At 63.2% G+C, this 22,226-nt stretch carries 22 protein-coding genes and 1 tRNA gene; 5 read left to right on the top strand and 18 right to left on the bottom strand.

Annotated features, from left to right (window positions below):
• Positions 1 to 24 precede the first annotated feature (24 nt).
• On the bottom strand, positions 25 to 891 hold the full coding sequence (gene tesB / locus RCF49_RS14520) for an acyl-CoA thioesterase II (protein WP_342640519.1): 867 nt from the start codon (positions 889 to 891) through the stop codon (positions 25 to 27).
• 196 nt (positions 892 to 1,087) lie between these two features.
• Here tesB and RCF49_RS14515 point away from each other — a divergent pair, with 196 nt between their 5' ends.
• Positions 1,088 to 2,341, top strand: coding sequence for an FAD-dependent monooxygenase (locus RCF49_RS14515; protein WP_342640518.1), 1,254 nt, complete (start codon positions 1,088 to 1,090; stop codon positions 2,339 to 2,341).
• 33 nt (positions 2,342 to 2,374) lie between these two features.
• Here the strand turns inward: RCF49_RS14515 and RCF49_RS14510 are convergent, their stop codons facing one another.
• The 5 genes from RCF49_RS14510 to RCF49_RS14490 form a co-directional block, all read right to left on the bottom strand.
• Complete coding sequence (locus RCF49_RS14510; RefSeq protein ID WP_342640517.1) at positions 2,375 to 2,749, bottom strand: DUF971 domain-containing protein; 375 nt, start codon at positions 2,747 to 2,749, stop codon at positions 2,375 to 2,377.
• A complete protein-coding gene (locus RCF49_RS14505; RefSeq protein ID WP_342640516.1) occupies positions 2,733 to 2,987 on the bottom strand; it encodes a Trm112 family protein in 255 nt (84 codons plus the stop codon). The genes RCF49_RS14510 and RCF49_RS14505 overlap by 17 nt, the downstream gene beginning before the upstream one ends.
• Positions 2,988 to 3,000: 13 nt before the next feature.
• Complete coding sequence (locus RCF49_RS14500) at positions 3,001 to 3,690, bottom strand: LON peptidase substrate-binding domain-containing protein (protein WP_342640515.1); 690 nt, start codon at positions 3,688 to 3,690, stop codon at positions 3,001 to 3,003.
• Between the two features lie 15 nt (positions 3,691 to 3,705).
• Positions 3,706 to 4,626 (bottom strand): thioredoxin, encoded by a 921-nt coding sequence (gene trxA, locus RCF49_RS14495; RefSeq protein WP_342640514.1) that lies wholly within the window; start codon positions 4,624 to 4,626, stop codon positions 3,706 to 3,708.
• A gap of 166 nt (positions 4,627 to 4,792) precedes the next feature.
• Positions 4,793 to 5,296, bottom strand: coding sequence for a prolyl-tRNA synthetase associated domain-containing protein (locus RCF49_RS14490; RefSeq protein ID WP_342640513.1), 504 nt, complete (start codon positions 5,294 to 5,296; stop codon positions 4,793 to 4,795).
• A gap of 153 nt (positions 5,297 to 5,449) precedes the next feature.
• Between RCF49_RS14490 and RCF49_RS14485 the strand changes: the two genes are divergently transcribed.
• From RCF49_RS14485 to RCF49_RS14475, 3 genes are all read left to right on the top strand, one after another.
• Positions 5,450 to 5,524, top strand: a tRNA-Gly gene (locus RCF49_RS14485).
• 860 nt (positions 5,525 to 6,384) lie between these two features.
• Complete coding sequence (locus RCF49_RS14480) at positions 6,385 to 6,963, top strand: peroxiredoxin (protein WP_183319117.1); 579 nt, start codon at positions 6,385 to 6,387, stop codon at positions 6,961 to 6,963.
• Positions 6,960 to 7,355 (top strand): ArsR/SmtB family transcription factor, encoded by a 396-nt coding sequence (locus RCF49_RS14475; RefSeq protein ID WP_183319107.1) that lies wholly within the window; start codon positions 6,960 to 6,962, stop codon positions 7,353 to 7,355. The genes RCF49_RS14480 and RCF49_RS14475 overlap by 4 nt, the downstream gene beginning before the upstream one ends.
• A 153-nt stretch (positions 7,356 to 7,508) precedes the next feature.
• On the opposite strand, the gene RCF49_RS14470 is transcribed toward RCF49_RS14475, so the two are convergent.
• The 8 genes from RCF49_RS14470 to RCF49_RS14435 all read right to left on the bottom strand — a co-directional run bounded on the left by RCF49_RS14470 (position 7,509) and on the right by RCF49_RS14435 (position 17,135).
• Positions 7,509 to 9,668: a heavy metal translocating P-type ATPase gene (locus RCF49_RS14470; protein ID WP_342640512.1), complete on the bottom strand. Its 2,160-nt coding sequence runs from the start codon at positions 9,666 to 9,668 to the stop codon at positions 7,509 to 7,511.
• A 5-nt stretch (positions 9,669 to 9,673) separates the two neighbouring features.
• Positions 9,674 to 10,708, bottom strand: a complete 1,035-nt coding sequence (locus tag RCF49_RS14465) for a c-type cytochrome (RefSeq protein WP_183319103.1) — start codon at positions 10,706 to 10,708, stop codon at positions 9,674 to 9,676.
• Positions 10,705 to 11,952 (bottom strand): c-type cytochrome, encoded by a 1,248-nt coding sequence (locus RCF49_RS14460; RefSeq protein ID WP_183319101.1) that lies wholly within the window; start codon positions 11,950 to 11,952, stop codon positions 10,705 to 10,707. The genes RCF49_RS14465 and RCF49_RS14460 overlap by 4 nt, the downstream gene beginning before the upstream one ends.
• A complete protein-coding gene (locus RCF49_RS14455; protein ID WP_183319099.1) occupies positions 11,949 to 12,569 on the bottom strand; it encodes a cbb3-type cytochrome c oxidase subunit II in 621 nt (206 codons plus the stop codon). The genes RCF49_RS14460 and RCF49_RS14455 overlap by 4 nt, the downstream gene beginning before the upstream one ends.
• The gene (locus RCF49_RS14450) at positions 12,566 to 14,137 is read right to left on the bottom strand and encodes a cbb3-type cytochrome c oxidase subunit I (protein WP_183319097.1); all 1,572 of its coding nucleotides are present in this window, start codon (positions 14,135 to 14,137) and stop codon (positions 12,566 to 12,568) included. Before RCF49_RS14450 ends, RCF49_RS14455 begins: the two co-directional genes overlap by 4 nt.
• Positions 14,138 to 14,255: 118 nt before the next feature.
• Positions 14,256 to 15,128, bottom strand: coding sequence for a c-type cytochrome (locus RCF49_RS14445; protein WP_342640511.1), 873 nt, complete (start codon positions 15,126 to 15,128; stop codon positions 14,256 to 14,258).
• Positions 15,129 to 15,163: 35 nt separating this feature from the next.
• Positions 15,164 to 16,504: a c-type cytochrome gene (locus RCF49_RS14440; protein ID WP_342640510.1), complete on the bottom strand. Its 1,341-nt coding sequence runs from the start codon at positions 16,502 to 16,504 to the stop codon at positions 15,164 to 15,166.
• A gap of 103 nt (positions 16,505 to 16,607) precedes the next feature.
• Positions 16,608 to 17,135, bottom strand: a complete 528-nt coding sequence (locus RCF49_RS14435; protein WP_342640509.1) for a thioredoxin family protein — start codon at positions 17,133 to 17,135, stop codon at positions 16,608 to 16,610.
• 113 nt (positions 17,136 to 17,248) lie between these two features.
• Here RCF49_RS14435 and RCF49_RS14430 point away from each other — a divergent pair, with 113 nt between their 5' ends.
• Positions 17,249 to 17,968, top strand: a complete 720-nt coding sequence (locus tag RCF49_RS14430; RefSeq protein ID WP_425486605.1) for a L,D-transpeptidase — start codon at positions 17,249 to 17,251, stop codon at positions 17,966 to 17,968.
• Between the two features lie 54 nt (positions 17,969 to 18,022).
• Here RCF49_RS14430 and RCF49_RS14425 read toward each other — a convergent pair whose 3' ends face one another.
• The 4 genes from RCF49_RS14425 to dsbD all read right to left on the bottom strand — a co-directional run bounded on the left by RCF49_RS14425 (position 18,023) and on the right by dsbD (position 22,121).
• A complete protein-coding gene (locus RCF49_RS14425; RefSeq protein ID WP_210289722.1) occupies positions 18,023 to 18,679 on the bottom strand; it encodes an SAM-dependent methyltransferase in 657 nt (218 codons plus the stop codon).
• Between the two features lie 69 nt (positions 18,680 to 18,748).
• Positions 18,749 to 19,360 carry a L,D-transpeptidase gene (locus tag RCF49_RS14420; RefSeq protein ID WP_183319014.1) on the bottom strand — a complete coding sequence of 204 codons (612 nt, stop codon included), beginning with the start codon at positions 19,358 to 19,360 and terminating at the stop codon, positions 18,749 to 18,751.
• A gap of 107 nt (positions 19,361 to 19,467) precedes the next feature.
• On the bottom strand, positions 19,468 to 20,271 hold the full coding sequence (locus RCF49_RS14415) for a TlpA disulfide reductase family protein (RefSeq protein WP_183319016.1): 804 nt from the start codon (positions 20,269 to 20,271) through the stop codon (positions 19,468 to 19,470).
• Positions 20,268 to 22,121, bottom strand: a complete 1,854-nt coding sequence (gene dsbD / locus RCF49_RS14410) for a protein-disulfide reductase DsbD (RefSeq protein WP_210289723.1) — start codon at positions 22,119 to 22,121, stop codon at positions 20,268 to 20,270. Before dsbD ends, RCF49_RS14415 begins: the two co-directional genes overlap by 4 nt.
• Positions 22,122 to 22,226 lie beyond the last annotated feature (105 nt).

Raw genomic sequence — 22,226 nt, 5'->3', positions numbered from 1 at the left:
GGGCAGGGTGGTCCATCGGGGCCGTTATTTGGGCTTTCTGACACGGATAAGGCCTTCCTGGGCAACGGAAGCAACAAGGGATCCGTTGCGGGTGAAGATGCTGCCTCGGTTGAAGCCGCGGCCGCCCATGGCTGTCGGCGTGTCCTGGGCATAAAGCAGCCACTCATCGGCCCGAAATGGACGGTGAAACCACAGTGCATGATCAAGGCTCGCCATCATCATGTCCGGATCGAACAGCGAGCGCCCATGCGGCAGGAGCGAGGTGTCGAGGAGGGTCATGTCCGACGCATAGGCAAGAACGCATTGATGAAGCGCACGATCATCCGGCAGCGGCGCCGTCGCTCTGATCCAGATGAACTGTTCCGGCGCCAATGGCTGTGGCGAAAGATAGTGCCGGAAGTCCACAGGGCGCAGTTCGATCGGCCGCTCCCGCTCGAAATACTGGCGCATATTGTCAGGGATGTGATCACGATATTGTTTCAGCACATCGCTCTCGCTCGGCAGGCTCTCCGGGGCGGGCACGTCGGGCATAGGAAATTGATGCTCGAGCCCCACCTCTTCCCGCTGAAACGACGCCGCCATGCTGAAAATAGGCTCGCCATGCTGAATGGCGACCACGCGTCTCGTGGAGAAGCTGTTGCCGTCCCGATCCCGGTGGACCTCATAGATGATCGGAACCTTGGGATCGCCAGGCCGCATGAAATAGCCATGAAGCGAGTGGGCCGGCCGTTCCGGGTCGACGGTTCTCAGCGCCGCCACCAGGGCCTGGCCGATCACCTGGCCGCCGAAAACCCGCTGCCATCCAACCTTGGGGCTAATGCCGCGAAAGAGATTTTGCTCCAGCGGTTCGAGGTCGAGGATCCGCATAAGCTCCGTAATGGCGTTCGACATTAGCAATTCCGTTGCAAATTCTGGCTGCGGCGAGCAGCGGTTTGAAAGCAAGTTCTGCCCAATCAATACCATGGCAGGCGCCTTGCCGCCCGCGTCAAAAGGCGGGCTCTATGTTAACGTGCGCCCATGGAGTTTGGTCCAGAATGATGTCCACATCACAAACTGACGATACAGAGGCAGGGTTGGTGAAACCACAATGAGCCCTCACCGCTTTGATGCCATCATAGTCGGCGGAGGATTCGTCGGCATGACAATGGCGGTCGCATTGGCTGGCCGGCATGCGCGCTCGCCCATGCGGGTTGCGCTGGTCGACAGCCAGCCACGGCGCAACCGCTCCGAGCCGAACACGAATGGCGATGTCGAGAGTGATGGTCGAGCTTTCGCCATCACTTCCACGTCGCGCCGCATGCTGACCAGCCTCGGGATCTGGCCCGATATTGCCACAAAGGCGCAGCCGGTCCTCCGCATCGAGGTGAGCGACGGCAAGCTTGATCGGCCGCGATCGCCGGTCCTGCTGCGCTTCGACGGGCAAGGTCAGGAGGCCTCCGCCTCCATCATCGAAAGCCGCTTTCTCTACGGGGCTTTCGAGCAAGCTGTCGCGGCATCAGAGACGATCGAGGTGCTTTCGGGCGAAGAGGTGATCGACCTGGACGCCGGCGGTGCCATAGCACGGCTGGTTCTCGCGCAAGGCAAGGAGATCGCAGCACCTCTGGTGATTGCTGCGGACGGGCGCGATTCCCCGACGCGGCAGCGGGCCGGCATCAAGACGGTCGGCTGGCCTTATGGGCAATATGGCTTGGTGACCACCATCGCCCACGAGCGGCCACATGAGGGCGTGGCGGTTGAGCATTTTCTCCCGGCCGGGCCGTTTGCGATCCTGCCCCTGCCAGGTCAGCAAGCCTCCCTTGTCTGGACTGAGACGGAAGCCGAAGCCAAGCGCCTCCTCGGTCTCAACGAGGACGAGTTCGTGAGCGAGATGATGCGGCGCATGGGTGATCGGCTAGGAGCAATTCGTCTCGCCGGTCCCCGTCGCGCCTACCCCCTCTCGCTGCAGCTTGCCGTCGATTATGTCGGGCGCAGGCTTGCCCTGGTCGGTGATGCCGGCCACGTGCTCCATCCCATTGCGGGGCTGGGCTTCAATCTGGGCCTGCGCGACATCGCGGCCTTGAGCGAGACGCTCATCGATGCCGCACGCTTGGGACAGGATATTGGCGCGCCCATCGTGCTCGAACGCTATCAACGTTGGCGGCGCTATGATGCAACCAAGGTTGCACTCGTCACCGATGGGCTCAACCGGCTGTTTTCCAACGACAATCCGGTGCTGCGCCGGCTGCGCGACTTTGGCCTTGCTGCCGTTGATCGGGCTCTGCCGCTCAAAGGCTTTTTCATGCAGCAGGCCGCGGGTGTCGAACAAGGGCTCCCGAGGCTCATGGCGGGGAAGCCGCTGTAAAGCGATTCGCGTTTCTGGAGAAAACGAGAACCTCTAATCGCGGCTCAGGCCCTGCTGGCGGAGGCGTTCAAGATAGGCCTGCCAAAGGGACGATTGCTTTCTGCCGATCTCGAGGAGATAGCTCCAGGAGAACAGGCCGGTCATATGGCCGTCACTGAAGACGAGCCGCACCGCATAATTCCCGACCGGCTCGATCTGAGTGATCCTCACATTGCGCTTGCCGGGAACGGTGATCTCCTGCCCCTTGCCGTGGCCCTTCACTTCGGCGCTGGGGCTTTCAACCCGCAGGAACTCCGCCGGAAACTCGAAGGTTTCGCCATTATCGAAGAGGACGGCAAGCGCCTGGCCACCGGGCCGCAATCTCAGCTCTTCCGGCCAGGGCCTGTCCTCGTCAGTCCCGTTCGGCATTGCTCAATTCCCTGGCCTCATCAGGCAGCATGATCGGAATGCCATCTCGGATTGGATAGGCAAGGCCCGCTGCCTTGGAGATCAGCTCCTGCCGGTCGCGATCATAGATGAGCACGGTCTTGGTCAGCGGGCAGACCAGGATCTCCAGGAGCTTGGGATCGATGCCATGCGCGGTCTGCCGCGGTGTCTGTGCCTCGCGGGATCCCGAAGAGGGCTCTGGCAGATCATTCGCGCTCATCGATTACTCGTCCTCATTGTATTACCGGCGGAATTCCGCCTTTCTTCTCAGCCAAGGCGATATCCGTCAATGCGCGAAGCACCTCGGCCCGGGTCCTGAGATCGACAGCCTCCAGCAAGGCCTGCTTCTCCTGGGGACTATAGGGGCTGACCATGGCCAGCGCATTGATCAGTGCTTCATCGGTTGCGCCCTCTGCATCGGACCAATCCGCCCGCAGACCGTGGGCCGCAAAGATCTCGTCGAAATTTCTCAGCAATCCCCGCCTGTCCGACAAGATGGCCCCGCTCTCCGCATCAAGATCGGCGGCGAAGGCGCTATAGTCGGGAACAATCACCCGGTATGGCAGATCGCCCGGGGGAAGCTCCTCGACAATGCGAAAGCGGCACACACCCGTCAGCACGATGAGCATGCGTCCATCGGCAGTTTCGGAAAATGACGTGATCCGTCCGGCGCAACCGATGGAATAGACGCTTGGTCGTGCTGCCGGGTCTTTCTCGAGCTCAAGACCCTCCTCCGTGTCCGGTTGCACCATTCCGATCATCCGCTCAGCCTTCATGGCATCGCCCACCATGCGAAGGTAGCGCGGCTCGAAGATATTGAGCGGCAATTCGCTCCTGGGCAGGAGCAGCACGCCCCCAAGCGGAAAGATCGCAAGCCGCTTGGGCAAATCGCTGATCGACTGGCGTCCGGCAAAGGCGGCCATCGGGATGCCCCGAGCCTATGAGAACAGAATGGAGGACAGCTTCCGCCGGCCGGAAATCGTCAGCTCATCCTTCGGCCCCCAGGCCTCGAACAGCTTGAGGACCTGCTTGCGGGCTGCATCTTCATTCCACGTTCGATCGGCGCGAACAATGGCAAGCAGATGATCGAGCGCCTCCGCACGCCGGCCCGCGCCATTGAGCGCCAATGCGAGGTCGAACCGGCTTTGATGATCAGCGCCATCCCTCGCCACAGCTGCTTCGAGCCGATCGATTTCAGAGGTGTCGACCGGGTTTGCAGCGAGCTCCAATGCCGCCCTGGCACTGACAATCGCAGGATCGGATTGCTTGTCGGCGGGCACCATATCCAATGTCGCAGCCGCAGCCTCGGGATCACCAAGCTCGAGCTGACAGCGGGCAATGCCGGCAAGCGCCGCCACATTCTCGGGGTCATATTGCAGAACCTGGGCATAAGCCTCGATCGCCCCGCCCGGATTATTGAGCCGCATCGCATCATCCGCCGCGGCCAGCAAGGCCTCGATCTCCTGATCGGCCGCACCGCCCACACCGGCGGTGAGTCTGTCGATGAAAGCCTTGATTTGGCTTTCCGGCAGGGCACCAAGGAAGCCATCGACCGGCTGACCGTTGACGAATGCATAGACCGCCGGGATCGATTGGATGCGCATCTGCGCGGCAAGCTGCTGATTCTTATCGACATCGATCTTGACCAGGCGCACCTTGCCCTTGGCAGCGAGCACCGCCTTTTCCAGGGCCGGGCCAAGCTGACGGCAGGGACCGCACCAGGTCGCCCAGAAATCGACGATGACCGGCACCTGGCGGGACGCGTCGATCACATCGGTCATGAATTGCGCGGTATCGGAATCCTTGATGAGGTCCGCGGTTGGCGTGGTGTTGTTACCGCCGATAATCTGTGTGTCCATCGCACGTCCTGGGATAGGTTTGCAGAGCGGTTGCAGCATCCACGAGATGTGGAGCGGCCGCCGCAGCGATCTTCGGTTCCAGCCCTAAAATGGCCGCCTCACACTTGAATTACAATCCTCGGACCGCATCCTCCACCGCAGGCTTGCCGGGCAAACTCGGGCAAAGCTAGGCCAAGGGTACGATCTTGGGCTGATGTCCACAGGCGTCGATGAAGCGCAAGAGGTCTGCGGAGCGGATCGTGGTCGTGGCATTGTTTGAGAGCGGGTGGTAATTCAGAAGCTCGTGGCGCATCATCTGCTCCTCGAGCACGACATTCACCCGGCGCTCGTGATCATTGATCAGCCCGAAGGGGGTCACCGAGCCCGGCTCGACACCAAGAAGCTGTTGCATGAGCTCGGCGGACCCAAAGGACAGCCGCCCGGAGCCGATTTTGGCGGGCAGGCTCTTTAAGTCAATGGCGGTGTCCTCAAGCGCAACGATCAGCCATATCGCGCCCTTCTTGTCCTTCAGAAACAGGTTCTTGCAATGACCGCCGGGAATGGCGCCACGCAGCGCCCGCGCTTCCTCCACCGTGAAAACCGGGGGGTGCTCCTTGGTTGAGACCGCGATTCCAAGCTCGGCAAAGCGGTGGAAGAGATTATCGCGGCTGGCAACGAGACTGTGTTCCATGCAGATATGTCCCTTCGCCGGAGCGCCATTTTCAGCGGCAAACCGGCCTGCGGCTCGAAGCAGGTGAAAACTTCGCGAAGGTCTATTGCATTTGTCCCGGCTTTGCGCAATAAGACGGCCGTTGACGCGCTCTGGCGCTTCAACCTTACCTATGCGGGCGTAGCTCAGGGGTAGAGCACAACCTTGCCAAGGTTGGGGTCGAGGGTTCGAATCCCTTCGCCCGCTCCAGTTTTCTTCAAGAAAGTCAAATGCTTAAAGAGCGCCCTTGGGGCGCTTTTTGCTTACACGGCCTGTGCGACCGCTATGTGTAAGCAGTATGTAAGCACGAGAATGGGCGTTTTCGGATATGGCAGCGTAGTTTTGGCGCCCACCACGCCTTCTCGGCAAGACGATCCGCTGTCTGCAGGACACGACCACTGGCTCCTTCGATCGAAGAAGGCACGATCTGCTCATCGAATCGCAGATGCCTGCTACACTTGGGCTGGCGGTTCCAGAGTGCGGAATCATTGCCGATCGCTTGGAGGCCGTCCTGTCCAAGGCGACCGACGTTGCCGAAGCCAGCTGGTAGCGATGGTTGCGGGAGGGCGCAACCATCTTTACTTGCGGTCCCACGAAGGCCGCCCCATGAGGCCAACCGACGTGCCCGAAATTGCCAAGCAGATAAAGGTCATCGGGGCCTCCGGCGGCCGATTGTACGCGCTGTTCCGGGTAGCAGCGTAGATGCTCTGGCGGGCAACGTTCAAGCGTGTTGCGCACCGGAATTGGTCCGGTCCTTGAGACGACATTGGAAGCCAACCCCTCCGACGACGAAAGCCGTGGCGAGGTAGGCGGCGAGGACCGCGTGGACGGGCCGTATAGAAGGCCTGGGTCGAAGGAGGTTGCCCAGTTTGGTCCGGGTCGGAACCGGCCGTTCTCGGGTTTCGAAGCCGGTCGCGTCGCCGCCTTTTTTATCTATTCAACTAACCATGTAACTGTGTAATCGTATTGCGTCAGGCGGCGCGCCATACGACAAACACGTAAGTGACGCTTTCGAGACCACGGCTTCGATGAACGACGTATCGATCCGCATACCTCCCCCGACCCTGCGTATGGGCGACGCCGCTCCTGATTTCGAGGCCCGTTCCACCCAAGGTCCGATCCGGCTTTCCGACTACAAGGGCCGGTGGCTGGTGTTCTTTGCGCACCCGGCGGACTTCACGCCGGTCTGCACCACAGAGTTCGTGGCGCTCGCCAAAGCGCACGATCGTTTCGCTGCGCTCGATTGCGCACTTCTCGGTCTGTCGGTCGACAGCCTCTATGCGCATCTCGCCTGGGCCCGCTCCATACGTGAGCTCTTTTCGGTGGAAATCCCGTTTCCGGTGATCGAGGACCCGTCCATGCTCGTCGGTCGCACCTACGGTATGATCGACGAGACGGCGGAGAACAGCGCGGGAGTTCGGGCGAGTTACTTCATCGACCCGGAGGGCGTCATCCGGGCGATCACGCACTATCCGCTGACCATCGGACGTTCGGTCGACGAGATGCTGCGGATGGTGGCGGCGCTGCAGGCCACCCATTCCGGCGAGAAGCTTGCTCCGGCTGATTGGCAGCCGGGGCAGCCGCTTCTCCTGCCGGCCGATGAAAAGGCGCAGCACGAATCCGACTGGTTCTGCCGGAGAGATGGATGAAGGCGCTATGGCAGTCCCGGGCGCAAGCCGAGGCCGCGGCCGACAAGCTGCGCAAGTTCGCGCAATCGCAACGGTTGATGATCCTGTCCCTTCTCCTCGAAGGGGAAAAGTCGGTGACGGAAATGGACGCGGCAACCGGCATCGGGCAGCCAGCGCTCAGCCAGCAGCTCGCCGAGCTCCGCAAGGCTGAGCTGGTCACGACGCGTCGTCAGGCCAAGCAGGTCTATTACAGCCTTGCCGGCGAACCCGTTGTTTTGTGCGTGCGCAGCATCGAGGCGGTATTCGGCGCCGGCAATCCTGAACAAATGCTTCTCAAGATGACGCGGCCGGAAGCGAGTCAGAAACGAGAGCATGTGATCGAGGGCGCCGCCAACTTCGCGCGACTGCGTTGACGGATCATCGATCCTTGACCGGCTCTTAAGCTTGCGGGCTCACCTGCTCGTCCTGGGTACGTCGGCTGGCGATCTTCGCGAAGATTGGAACCGAGTATCTCGCATCTTGTCGGTGACGAAGCTCTATTCGCAGGCCGCCCACGAAGCGGCACTCTAACCGCGCCTAACCAACGGCTCGTCGCAGAGTTCTGCGGACTGGGGCGCCGCTTTTGCCGGCACGGCGGACGTTCCTGATAGTTCTAAGCGCAAGCTGTTGAACGCGACCGACGACGAACTCGCGAGCATGGCGAGCGCCGCCAGGGAAGGAGACAGCGTGCCTGCAATTGCCAACGGAACGGCCAACAGGTTGTAGACGATGGCGAGGCCCAGGTTTTGTCGGGTGATTGATACCGTGCGACGGGCAAGCGCGATCGCAGACACGAGCTGATCGATGCCGCCTTTGACGATGACCACGTCCGCGGTTCGCGCAGCGGCGCTATGGGCACCGGCAACGGAAATGCCGCAATCGGCGGCGGCGAGCGCCGGAGCGTCGTTAACGCCATCCCCGACGAAGAGAACAGGAGCGGTTGCGGCTTTCACGAGCTCGACCTTGTCTGCCGGCGTGCAGCCGTAACGGACGCGGGGCGCGGGAATACCGAGAGCCTTCGCGACCCGCAACGTCGGACCGCCGCCGTCTCCGGACGCAATCCACATGTCGATACCCATCTCCCGGAACCGGTCGACGGTCCCGCGCGCTTGGCCGGTGGGAGCATCGGCGAGGCCGAGGGAGCCGATGACGACATCGTCGAGGCTCACGGCAAGCGAGGTCATGCCGTCGTCGCGATCGATTCCATAGACGCTGATGCAACGACCGTCGCGATCCCTTGCCTCGGCGCTGCGTTCCCGCCGCGTCCCGCCCGCGCCTTCTTCACGGCCGTGTCGTGCGACGATCGCCCGCGCCAGAGGATGATCGATCCCGGTTTCGGCAATTGCAGCAAGCCGCAGCACATCGTCTTTGCTCCAGCCCTTGGCAGCAGCGACCTCAACCACTGAGGGGAGGCCTGTGGTCAGAGTACCCGTCTTGTCGAAGATGGCTGTTGCCGGCTGGGCGAGCGATTCAAAAGCGACAGGATCCCGGAGCCGCAGGCCGAGTCTCGCCGCGATGCCGGCCGCGCGCGCCTGTGCAAGCGGCGCGGCGATCGACAAAGCGCACGGGCAGGCTGCGGCAAGCACCGTCAGCCCCCTCAGAATGGCGTCTGCTCCCGCGACCCCTGCGAGCGGCAGCGTGACCGCAGTGAGCAGCGCCAATCCCGGGATTCCCCAGCTCAGCACGCCGGCGAGACGGTCGGCGCGTGAGGCGAGCGTGCCGCGCCGGGCAAGCTCCAGCATGATCGCGCCGCCCATACGATCAAGGTCGCGATCTCCATGGGCACGGTCGATCGAAACGATGAGGCGCCTTTCGAGATTGATCGCGCCCGCCTCGACGCGTTGCCCGGCGCCGACCGGAAGCGGATGGCTTTCACCTGTCAGGACCGCGCGGTTGATGAGGCTCCGGCCCTCCTGGATGATCCCGTCGACACTGATCGCCGCGCCGGCGTCGATGACGACCCGATCGCCGATCTCGACCTCACTGCATGGGACAACTTTGTTCCCCGAAGCGGTGCGTCTTACGGCCGTCTCCACGGAAGCCTCTTCGAGAGCCTTCAACGCATCGATTGCGCTGCGCCTGGTGATCAGATCGACGAGACGCCCGAGAAGGAGAAGCGTGATCAGCATTGTCGCGGTGTCGAAATAGACATGCGATGATCCGGACGCGAGTGACACCAGAGAGAGAGCAAATGCGCCGCCGGCGCCCAAGGCGATCAGCAGATCCATGGTGGGCGTACGCAGTCGGACTGATCGGAAGGCCATCCAGAAGATGCCAGCTCCCGCCCAGAGCAGGACCGGCAGCGCCAGGACGCCGGAGGCGAGCGCGATCCACCAGGCGACTGTCGCATCGATGTCGGAGACGTAGAGTACGACGGCGAGCGCCATCGACCACATCCCTGCCATCACGGCGACGGCAAGGCGAAGGCTCAGCCGGCGAATATCTCCAGAAAGCATTGCCGATAGTTCGTCGGGCTGATGCCGGTCGACCAGGGCATACCCGGCGCTCGAGACGACGGACGCGATCTTGGCGATCGATGTCCTCGCCTCGTCCCAATCGACCAGCATGGATGCGGTCAGATGGTGGACGCCGACGCTGTTGACGCCTTCGAGTTGGCTGAGACGCTTTTCCAGCCCGCGCGCGCAGCCGCCGCATGCCATGCCCTCGACCGCGACGAGCCGGCGCATGGCGGTCAGTCCACGGCGCCGACCGGCCGCACCGGATCGGGGGTGCCGACGCCCAGAAGCACGCCGTTGACGACCTGTCCGTAATAGATCTCATCGCCATCGTGGTAGAGTCGGCGCGTTTCCTCGATCGTGCGCCCCTGCTGTCTCGCATCCTTCGGACGCTCGAAGCTGTTGATATAGGCGGCGACGTCCCACGCCTCCTGATCGGTCAGCCGGCCGGGCTGGGACAATGGCATGTTGTGCTTGATGAAGGCCGCAGCCGTGTCGATGCGGGCCATGCCGGCACCCCAATTGTAGGAATTCGGACCCCAGAGCGGCGGAAAGACATAGCGATCGTTGATGTCCATCTGGCCCTGACCCTCGGCACCGTGGCAGACGGCGCAGTTGGCCGCGAACACTTGGGCGCCGCGCTCGGGAGAGTAGCCGAGCTCGGTCCTGGCCACTCTGCCAAATCCGGCGCCGCTCATCAGCTCGTTGTTGGGGGCGCCGCTGGCAAGCCAGTAGAAGTAGCTTTGAAGATCGCGATAGATGTCATCGCCATGCGGCGGAGGCCCACCGGCAACCGAGTGTTGGGCGTTCATGGAGAAGGTGAAGCACCCTTGCACGCGATCTTCCATCGTGTTGATCTGGTTGTTCTTCGACCGGTAGCGGGGATACTGGCCCCAGGCAGCCCACATCGGGGCGGAGAATGGCTGGCGGCCGGCGCCGAGATGGCAGTTCGAACAGGACAGGCCGTTGCCCACATATTGGGATGCATTGGTCGAGGTGTTCATGAAGATCGCCTGCCCCCGACGGATGGCGGCGCCGAACTCGTCGTCGGGAATCTGGTCGTCGGCCGGAGGCTGGAAGAAGCCAGCCGTGGCAGGCCCGGCGACTTGCTGCGACGTTTGTCGTCCTGGGATGATGCCGCTTTCGTAGGCGAGCGCTCCCAGGGCGGCGGCGATGATGCCAGCGCCGGCTGCGTGGATCCACCATCGTGCAATCCGCCCTCTCTGAGGATCGGCTGGTTTGGCGGCAAGGCTCTCCGCAGGCTCTGTCATGGATGTTCTCCGATTTCCGCGATCTGGGTGTCGTCTCCTGCTGGCACTGGAGGGAGGGAGGCGAGGTAGTCGGCCACGGCCCTTCGATCGGCGTCGCTGAGTTCGCGTGAGATCCGCCCCATCAGATCGAGCGGAGAATTGTTGCGACGGCCCCCGGCCCATGCCGCAAGCTGGCTCGCGGTGTAGGCGGCATGCTGGGCGGCGATCGGCGGGAATTCGGGTGCGACGCCGAAGCCGGAGGGCCCATGACAGGAGAAGCAGGCCGGGACGTTGCGGCTCCAGTCGCCATGAAGCGCGAGAGCCTCGCCGCGCGCGAGGCTCCCGCCGAGATCGGGCCGGGCGTTCGATGGCACGCGTAGCGCGGCGTAATAGTCGCCGAGCTGGCGCTTTTCCTCATCGGACAGCGAGGCCACGATCAACCGCATGGATTCGTTGAGGCGACGGCCCGCCGCGAAGTCGCCGAGCTGCTTGACGATGTAATCGGCGGAAAGGCCGGCGAGGCGCGGGGTATTCTCCTTGCCCTGGCCGAGATCGCCGTGACAGCTTGCGCAAGCCCATTGCTCGCCGCGGCCGGTGAAGACCAGCGCGGACACTTCCGGGGTGAGCGACACGGCGGTCGCAGGGACGAAGGCCGGCTGATGGCCCAGATCGAGGTCGGTGGACGACGCAATCTCGGCCCCGCCCTTGAAGCTGCCGCTGCCGGCGACACGATCGCGCAGCATGGCCACATCCGGAGCGTTGAGACTGTCGGACGACGTGCCGAAGCGACGTGCGACATAGGTTGCGAGCTCGCCGATTTCGACATCCGCGAGCACACTGGAGAAGCTCGGCATGTGCCCGTTGAAGACATGGTCGCCAACACGGATCGGTCCATCAATGCCGCGCAGCAGGATCGTTGCGACAAGCTCCGGCCCGTGAGCGACGAAGGCAGAGCCGGCAAGCGGAGGGATGGCGCCGCGCACGCCCAAGCCGTCCGGCTGATGACATGTCGAGCACCGGGCGAGGAAGAGCGGCGCGCCGGGTTCAGTCGCCACGCCGGTTTCCGTATGGCTTCGAGCGACGCGCTCCGCCTGAGCGCCAACAACGTCCTCTCGCGTCTCGAACAGCGTGGCAACGCCCCAGAGACCGAGTCCGACGGCGAACGCGATCAGCGGCCATGGCATCTTGCCGTGCAGTTCGTAGGGCTCGAAGGTTTCGTCGATGCGAGAAGAGCGCTCCGCTTCCTGCTTTTTGTCAGCGGTCATGGCGTGCCCTCCGGACGGCGGTAGCCATCGTCGCGAATGGCGTCGGCGGGCGCCGGATAGGTACGGTCGAGGGACAGCAGGTAGGCGGTGAGATCAAGCGCGTCCTGCTTGGCGACGATAACGCCTGCTTCGGGCCCAAAGCCGGAAGGCATGGAGACGACAACGTCGCCGGGATCGGGGGCACCCTTGACCTCGAAGAGGAAAGGATAGGCCGGCATGATGCTCCAGTCGAAGATGGCGCGCGGCTGATAGAGATGGGCCAGGTGCCAGTCCCGTGACGGCAGTCTTGCGCCGACGTTCAGGAGATCGGGTCCGGTGCGCATTGTCCCGAGCTGATGGGGCGCATCGTAGGTGTAATCCGCGGCAATGGCCGGACGTCCCCAGCCCCGTGCGCCGTCGGGCGCCTGGTCGGGCGATCGCGGTTGCTGGCTGTGACAGTAGACGCAGCCGAGCGACACGTAGACCTGGCGGCCGCGCAATTGCTGCTCGGTATAGGGCTCCAGACCAGGCGGAGCGTCGTGACGGCCGATCTGGATGCCCGGCGCGATGACAAGCAGCAAGGTTGCGAAAGCCAGGATGCCGAGCGCGATGATCGAAAGGGGAAGATAGCGGTTCATTCGGCGGGCACCACGCGTGCGGCCGCCGATGCCCGGCGCGGAATGAGGATGGCGGCGACATTGACGGCGAAGAGGATGTGGCCAAGCGTCATAAGGCTGCCGCCGAGACTGCGCGCCTCGAGATAAGGGATCGTGAGGATGACGCTGTCAGAGAACGGGCGTGTCGCATCGAGCATGGCGAGGCCCTGCAGCACGCCGCCGATCGAAAGCCCGAAGAAGTAGATCGCGAAGCCGACGACGATCAGCCAGAAATGCGCGTTGATCAGAGCCGGCCACAGGAAGGCCCGGCCGGTCATGCGCGGCAGCATGTGATAGGCCGCGCCGAACATGACGATCGTCACGAAGGCGTAGGCTCCGAGATGGGCGTGCCCGACCGTATAGTGCGTGAAATGCGTGACCGTGTTGACCGAGCGCAGCGCCTCGATCGAACCCTGGAACGAGGCCAGCGTATACATGACGGCGCCGAAGGATATGAAACGCAACGGCAGCGATTCTTTCAGGGCCCAGAGATTGCGGGCGACCGTGACATGCTGGTTGATGGCCACCGCGATCACCGGGATGAACATCATCACCGAATGAACGATGGAGAGCGTCACGACCCAGGTCGGCACCGGTCCGCCGATCAGATGATGGATGCCCACCTGGCTGTAGAAGAGTGCGAGGCCCCAGAATCCAAGCAGTGAGACGGAATAGGAATAGATCGGTTTGCCGATGATTTTCGGAATGAAGTAGTAGGCTGTTCCCACGCCGAGCGGCGTCAGCCAGAGGCCCAGCACATTGTGAGCGAACCACCAGTTCACCGTGGCCTCTTCGACGCCCGAATGGATGGGCAGGTTTGCAATGACGAAGAGACAGGGGAACCAGAGGATTCCCGCGAGGAAGTACCAGCCGCTCACATAGATGTGGTGGACCTCCCGGGCGAGCGTCGTCTTCACCAGCGGGATGACGAAGAAGACGCCGGCCAGCGCCAGCAGCATGTCGAGCTGCCAGGGAATTTCCAGCCACTCCTCGCCATCCGTCCAGCCGTTGGCGATCGCGACGGCTCCCAGCGCCACGGCGATGTTCCAGAGGACCGCTCCGATGATCGGCATCCGGGGCGCGCGCAGCGGCGTGTGGAAGATGCGCGGCAAAATCCAGATCATCGCGGCGATGCCGGCCTGCGACAGCCACCCGTAGATGACAAGGTTGAGGTGTAGCGTGCGGACGCGGCCGAAGGTGAGCGGTGCGTAGGCGGAAAGCCAGTCCGGCCAATGCAGCTTCAGCGAGGCGATGAGGCCGAAGGCCGAACCGACGAGCAGCCATAGGGTGGCCGCGACGAGAAGGACGGCCGCCGGCCTCATGGAGATGTGGTCGATGCCGGTGGTGACGGTGTCGAAGTAATGTCGCCTGGCGGGTGATTGCTCGGCGTCGGGGCTGTCGAGGTGGTTCTCGTCGCCCGCGGCGAAGATCACCTTGGCGTCTTGCTGGTCGAGCTTGATCTGCTTGTTGCTGATCGCCCAGATCAGGAACGCGAGCGCGAGCAGCGACACGGCGAAGCTCAACGCCAACAACAGTCCCATCGTCACCATGCGCTAACCCCTCCCCCTTTGCGGCCTGGCTCTTGCGGCAGGCGCATGGGGTCAGCGCTCGGAAACCAAGCTTAAGGCAACCTTAAGAAACCAGGTTCAGCCTTGAAAAAGACATGTTCTAATAACGCGCGTCCTTCGGCTTGTTGCCTGTGGGCCAGTCGTGCACTTTTCCGGCGAAATCGGGACGGGGCATGTGGGTGAAGTATTCCGAAACATCGACGGCATCCTGATCGGAGAGGACGCCGCCCGTTCCGAGCGGTGGTATCAGGTTCATGGCCGGCGGCATCGCATATTTGACGAACTGCGCCGCCTTGTAAGTTCTCGCCATGCCGGCGCCGATATTGAACGATTCGTCACCCCAGAGCGGCGGGAAGATATAGTTGCCGGACTGGTCTTTCATGCCCTGCCCATTGGCGCCATGGCATGAGGCGCACTGGGCGGCGTAGATCGCCTGGCCTCTCTCGGGATCCGGTATCAGGGTGTCGTCGATCGGCCCGGCGTTGCGGACCGCAACCCTGGCGCCTTTGGCCACGTCCTGCCGCAACCAGTCCATATAGGCGACCATTGCCTGCATTTCGGAGCTGTCCTCTGCGAGAGGCTTGCCGTTCATCGATCGCTGGAAGCAGCCGTTGATGCGCGTGACGAGATCGACCGCGCGCCCGGCGCGGGGCATGACGGCGGGATAGAAATTGCTTGTATTGATGTAGGTGTTGGCGTCGGAGAGCTTGCCTTGAGCCATGTGGCAGGAGTTGCAGTTGAGCCCGTTGCCGACATTGATGGGAAGCAGGCGCGCGGTTTCGTTCAGCAGCCGCTTGCCAAGCATGATGGCAACCGCATTCGGCTCTTGCGCGATCGAACTGTCCGGCGGAATGCGATAGTCGCCGATGCGGGCGCCGGTAGCGTCCAGGATCGCGATTGCGTCGTTAACCGGGGCATCCAGCGTGCGCTGGTGCGTTAGCGCAAATATGCCGGCCGCTGCGGTGATCGCCACGATCGCGATCCCGGTCAAGATGAGGGAGCGGTTGGTCATTCTTGTTCTCCCGGTACGTAGTGCTTCGGCTTTCGCGCGATCTCATGACGCATGCGCGAGATGTCGGCCTCGGTGATCTCGCTGCCGTGATTGCCCCAGCCATTGCGGATGAAGTTCAGCATCGCCGCGACCTCGCGGTTCGTCAGGTGAGCGAAGCCGGGCATGGTGAAGGCCATGGTGTCATGCGGGGTGCGGGGCATGCGCCCGCCGGCAAGCGTCACCTGGATGAGGGAGCTTGGATCATCGGCAAAGACCATCGAGTTTCCGGCGAGCGCCGGATAGATGCGCGGCGCGCCCTTGCCGTCCATCCGGTGGCAGGTCGCGCAGTGCTCGACGTAGGACATGGCGCCGGGGGCGCTGAAATCGCCGGCCTTGAGGGCCGCGGTGGTGAGATCCTCCTTCGGCTGCCATGTCGGGCTGCGTCCGTCGCGGGCGTTCAGCGATTTGAGGTAGGTGGCGATCGCCGTCAGGTCGTCGGCCGCAAGATACTGGGTGGAATGCTCAACGACATCGGACATCGAGCCGAAGGCCGCCGTCTTGGCATTGCGGCCAGTCTTCAGGAAATCGACGATCTCATCGACCGTCCAGGTCGACAGGCCAGTGTCTTCATCGCGAAGGTTCTTGGCGTACCAGCCCTCCAGGACGGAGCCCGACAGAAATCGGCTGTTCGGGCCATCGGCGAGGGCCGTTTCCTGAAACGCGATGCCGCGTGGCGTATGGCAGGCGCCGCAATGGGCGAGGCCCTCGACAAGATAGGCGCCGCGCACGAGCTGCGGATCGGTGGTCGTCGCGGCAAAGTCGCGGGGCTGGGCGAATATGAGCTGCCACCAGGCAAGCGGCCAGCGCATGCTGAGCGGCCAAGGCATGGTGGTCGGCTGGTTGTCCTGCCGGACCCCTTCGACGCTCGACATGAAGTAGGCGTAGAGCGCCTTGATGTCCTCGTCCTTGACGACAGCATAGGAGACGTAGGGCATGGCGGGGTAGAGGTGCGTGCCGTCGGGCCGGATGCCTTTTCGTACGGCCCGCTCGAAGTCGCCGTAGCTGTAGCCGCCGATACCCGTTTGAGCATCGGGCGTGATGTTGGTCGAATATATCGTGCCCATCGGCGTCTGCATGCCGAGGCCGCCGGCGAAGGGTTTGCCGCCAGGGGCGGTGTGGCAAGCGATGCAGTCGCCTGCGCGCGCGAGATACGCGCCCTGGCGGATCAGGGCGGCATCGGTGACGTCGACATGCGCCTCGGCCTTCGGCTTGAACCAATAGGGGGTGGAAATCGCGAAGGCATAGGAGATTCCAAGTCCGCAGATCGCGAATAGCGCCAGCTTGATGAACAGTTTCACGATCCGCCCCATTACTTTCAGTAATTATGTAAGTATCATGAGCGACCCAACGCACGCGTTGATCTCAATCAAGCTCCCGCATGTCTTGAAACCGGTATCGATGTCAGGCGAACGGGCGCAGGCGCCGGACGAGGTCACTCGCTCGAAAGGCTCCGACGGATCGCGTGCCTGAGAATTCACGTCCGCTCGCAGTCTGCACGACGAAGAGCGTTGGGGGCCCGTCGGCGCGCAGGTATCGAAGGAGCTCGCGGCTGGACTGGCCCATTCTGGTCACGTCGACCTTGATCAGCGCAATTCGCTCCATGGCTCGCCGGACGCCGGGGTCCGGGAGGATCTTCTGATCAATGGTCTTGCAGAAGGCGCACCATTCCGCGCCAATGTCGACGAGCGCGGTCCGGTAGCGCGGAGCGAGGCGTGCAAGACCGCCTCGGTATTGGTCGAGGTTGGTGACGGTCAGGACCGCGGCCCCGGCAGGAACGGCAAGGCTGGTAGCGGCCGCGACGCTGAGAGCTCCGATCAGGAGCTGACGCCGCGTTGCGACGATCGCGGACCGGGACGGACGATGACCGCAGGCACCCGCGCCCTGATCGTTCCGGTGAATGTCTGCCAGCTTCCAGGTCGAAATCAGCATCTGTGGCTCTCCGTTGTTCGAGGCAACGGTGAGTTCCCGTCTTAAGGCAGGCTTAAGGTGGCCCTGACGTTTGAGCGTTCTGAACCGGAATGATTCGGAAGGCTGAGAGACAATTGAGTAAAACGACACTTTCCAGGCCGCTGGCACGGCGCGCATTTCTGGTCGGCGCCAGCGCCTTTACACTGGCGGGCTGCGTATCGACACGCCAGCCGGTCCCGATGATGGCGCCAGTTGTCAAGGTCGAGCCGGAACCCGCGGTTCCGCTGATGTATACGGCGATGCCGAACGAGCCGTTCCCCATTCCCGAGGTCGACGTCTCCCAGGTCGATCGCCGCTTCTGGCGGACGGAGGTCGACTATCCGACAGAGGAGGGGCCAGGAACGCTGATCGTCGATACGCCTGGCAAGTACCTCTACCATGTGAAGCCGGAGGGCCGCGCGACGCGTTATGGCATCGGCGTCGGCCGCGAAGGCTTTGCATGGTCGGGGCGCGCGATCGTCGCCTATAAGCGCAAATGGCCGCGTTGGACGCCGCCCGACAGCATGGTCGCCCGCCAGCCCGAGCTGGAGCCGTACAGCATCGCAAATGGCGGAATGGACCCCGGACTCAACAACCCGCTTGGCTCGCGCGCGCTTTACATTCATGAAGGCGGGCGCGACACGCTCTATCGGCTGCACGGCACGCCTGAGGCCTTTTCGATCGGCCATGCCGTCTCGTCCGGCTGCATCCGGCTGCTCAATCAGGATGTCATCCATCTCCATGACGAGGTTCGCGATGGCAGCCCGATCGTCGTCATCCCCGACCCAATGATGTCGTATCTGGCGGTTGGCTAGGTGGCGCCCGATGCGCGATGACGTCACGAGCTACGACATCGCTATGCAATCCGTCTACGCGGCCTTCAATGAGGGGAGCGGCAGGACATCATGTCTTGCCTTTTCGGCAACGAGATCGATCAGGGCCGATATGCCGGAATGCCCGGCTCCTTCCTCGATCACGCTGTCATGCTCCTGAAGGTATCGGATTTCCCAATGTCCGAATGACCGGATCAGCATATCCTTCGTGTAGAGATGATCGGCGTGCGGCGGGCCACCGGTGCCGTAGCGAAGCTGTTCGACGCGATATCCCTGCATGATCAGAATTCCGCCAGGCTTCAGGCATGTGTGGAAGCCTTCAAACATCGTCTTGCGCAAATCGGGCGGTGCGAACTGCACGAAGATCGCGGCGACGACGTCGTAGGTTTCGGGTTCCCACTCCCACTTGGCAAGATCGGAATGCACGGTCTGCAAGGTCACGTCGCGTCGGCGGGCGAGGTCCCGCGCCTTTGCAAGCGCGACCGTTGAGGCATCGAACGAAACGACGTCGAGCCCGCGCTCGGCGAGCCAGACGCCGTTGCGCCCCTCTCCGTCGGCGACCGCAAGCGCCTTCATTCCAGGTTGCAGCCGGAAGGCCTGCGAGGCAAGAAAAGCGTTTGGCTCGGTCCCGAAGAGATAGTCCTCACGTTCGAATCTGCTGTCCCAATTGATCTCCATTTTACGAAACCCCATTGCTTTGAAGGCCTCCGGATCGTTGGAATGGGAGGCGTCCGTTCCAAATGATTGACTATGCCAACGCGGCTACAGCACAACGACTTTCGATCCTGCCGGGACGCGACGATAGAGGTCGATGACGTCCTGATTCAACATGCGGATGCAGCCGGACGAGACGGCATGGCCGATGGTGTGCGGCTCATTGGTGCCGTGGATGCGAAACAGCGTGTCCTTACCGTCCTTGTAAAGGTAGAGCGCCCGCGCGCCGAGAGGATTGTTCGGTCCGCCCTCCATCCCGGCGGCCCAGCGCGCATATCGTTCGGGCTCGCGAGCGATCATGTTGGGTGTCGGCGTCCAGCGCGGCCATTCGCGCTTGAGACCAATATTGGCCGTGCCTGTGAACGCGAGTCCTTCGCGACCGACGCCGACCCCGTAACGCATCGCCTTTCCGTTTTCCTGCACCAGATAGATGAAGCGATTTGTCGTATCGACGATGATCGTTCCCGGGGCATGCGGCGTGCGATAGTCCACCTGTTGTCGCCGGTTCTTCGGATCGACCCTGGAAGCCTCGATCCCAGCGGCGGGTTGTGAGCGATCGCGCGCCTGGGTGACAGATGTGGATGTCGTCGTGGTGCAACCGGCCACAACGAGGCTGACCAGCAGGGTGAAGAACGCGCCGCTTTTCCTAGACGAAATCATTGGTCGTTACGCATCGTTGGCCGCGCCCGGATCGAGGAAGGCGGATGGTTCAACTTTGGGGGTGAAGGGCAGCGGACCGGCCGCGATTTGCATCGGAACCACCGGCGTCATGTCGGACCCGTCATTTTCTCGATATTGGCGTTAAGGGCTTCCCGGGAGATTTCGCCCATATGCATGGACGCGAGGGTTCCGTCGGCTCTGAGGAAAAGGGTGATGGGAAGCCCCATCGTCCCGTAGTGCCGCGGGATCTGCATCGACTGATCGAGCAGTACGCGATCGAGCTTGAGATTCTCGGATGCGAGATAGGAGCGGATCGTGTCCGAGCCTTCGCCCTGATTGACGAAGAGGAAGGCGACGTCGTCCCTGCTTGCGGCGATCTCGGCAAGCAATGGCATTTCCCTGCGGCAGGGCGGGCACCAGCTCGCCCAGAGATTGATAACGGCCGGCTTGCCGGCGACGTCGCTAACGGCAAGCGGCGGGCCGTCGATCTGTTGCAGGGCGACGGTCGGCGCAGGCTGGCCGAGAGTCGCCTGGGTGAGTTGCGTGACGCCGATCCAGACGACAAGGCTGAGGCCAAGCGCGCCTGCGGCTGCCGCACCGGTCTTGAGGGAACGAATGAAGAAAGCGCTGATGATGGCGACGCCGATCAGACCGGCGACCGGCTCGAAGCCGCCTTGCCAGAATGCGATCACTCGCCACGGCTCTGCGATGAAGCTTTGCCAATGCAGGCCGACATGCCCGAGCCGCGCCGCGATCAGGCCGCCGATCAACGCCCATGTCGACCAGCGGCCGATCAGCGGGTCGACGCGGCGTGCCAGGATCGACGTTGTGATCGTGAAGGCGAAAATGCCGAGAATGGCCGCGAACTGCGCCGCGGCGAAGACGAACGGGCCGATGCTGATGGCGTTCATTGGACCAGGCCCGTACGCTCGACCGAGGCCCACAAGGTCGCCTTGGTCACGTCGCCGACGAGGCGGGTTCCCGTTGCCTCCTGTCCCTCGGGACCGACGAAGATCATCGTCGGTGGACCGACGACCTGAAGGCTCTGCATGATCTGGCGCTGGTCGGGCGTGTTGGCGCTGACGTCGAGCTTGATGAGATTGAAGCGGGCGAGCGTGGACTGGACGGCGGGATCGGAAAGAATGCTGCGATCGATGACCGCGCAGGTGATGCACCAGTCGGCCGTGACATAGAGGAGGCTGGGCTTGCCGTTGCCTGCGGCAAGCCCGGTTCGCAGCTCGGCCGGGGTCGCCGCGTTTCGGAAAGCCAGCGCTTGCGCAGAACCGGCGCCGCCCCTCGTGTTCGCGGTGAGGTTGCTCAGGGGACGGAAAGGGTCATTGGCCCCGCTGGCGGCGCCGACCGCGAGCACGATGCCGTAGAGGGCTGCGGCGATGCCGGCGGCCTTGGCGGTCCGGCGTCGCCCTGGTGCGTCGGGCCCGAGCGAATCGAAGGCTCCGAGCCACACCGCAAGACCAATGGCAAAGAGGGCCCAGAGCGCAAGAGCGGCCTCGGCGGGGATGAGGCGCGAGACCATCCAGATCGCGGTGGCCACGAACACGAAGCCGAACGCCTGGCGCACCGAGGTCATCCACGCCCCGGCCTTGGGCAAGGCTTTCGGACCGAGCGTGCCGAAGGCAATCAGCGGAATGCCCTTGCCGAGGCCGAGCGCGAAGAGCGATGCGGCGCCAAGCGCCACGTCGCCGGTCTGCGCGATATAGATCAGCGCACCGGCGAGCGGTGCGGTGACGCACGGTCCGACGATCAGCGCGGAGGTGAAGCCAAGCAGTGCGGCCGAGGCCAGCGACCCGCGATCACCCTGTCCGATACGGCCGATGGCGTTCACCCAGGCCGATGGCAGCTGCAATTCGAACAGGCCAAACATGGACAGGGCGAGGATGACGAACAGGATCGAGACGGCGCCGATGGCGAGCGGAGACTGAAGCGCCATCTGCAGGTTCTGGCCCGACCAGGCGGCGACCACGCCGAGGAGCCCGAAGGCGGTCGCCATGGCCAAGACATAGGCGAGCGACAGGTTGAACCCCCTGACCGCTGTGACCGAGTCGCCCTGACGCGCGATCGCTCCGGCGAGGATCGGGTACATCGGGAACACGCAAGGGGTGAAGGCGAGCAGCACGCCGAACATCAGGAAGCTTGCCAGCACCATCGCGACGCCGCCGTCTTTGAGCAGCGAGCCGATCAAGCCGCCATTATCCGCCGCGATGGTGACGCCGCTCGCTAGCGCCGGCGCCCCCGAAATGGGAGCTGTCCATTCATGAGCCTGGGTTGCCGGTGCGCGTTGCTGCGGATCGGTCACGGCGAGCGTCGTGACATCGACATGTCGGACGATCGGCGGGTAGCAGATGCCGTTGTCCTGACATCCCTGATAGTGGACTTCGAGCGGGCCGGATGCCGAGGCTCCGAGAGGAACCACGGCGGCGACGTGGTCATGGAAGACGGTGGATGGGCCGAATGTCGGATCGTCTTTGCTTTGACCGTTGCCCTGGAGTTCGGGCATCGCGAGGTCGGACGCGCCCTGCGTGACGCCGAATTTATCATGATAGAGGTAGTAGCCTGACGCGATCGTCCATTGCAGCCGGACGCCCTCGTCGCCTTCGCGCGTCGCAGAGAGCTGGAACGCCTGATCGACGGGGAGCGGCATCCCTCCCGTGGACGTCACCTGCGCAGATGCCGGCGTGGATATCGCGGCAATCGCAATCATCAGCACCGCGACAAGGACGGACCAGATAGTTCTCGAAGGCAACGGCATGCTCCCGCTTCATGTGACACGGGCGGGAGAGGTCTGATCGGCAGCTTAAGGCAGGCTTAAGAGGTGCGCGGCTCTGCTGACGCCGCACGACGGCGACCG

The sequence above is a fragment of the Rhodoligotrophos sp. CJ14 genome (assembly GCF_038811545.1).
GTDB classification, from domain to species: Bacteria; Pseudomonadota; Alphaproteobacteria; order Rhizobiales; family Im1; genus Rhodoligotrophos; species Rhodoligotrophos ferricapiens.
The sequence above is the reverse complement of the archived record's forward strand: the minus strand, read 5'-3'. Positions and strand labels throughout refer to the sequence as shown.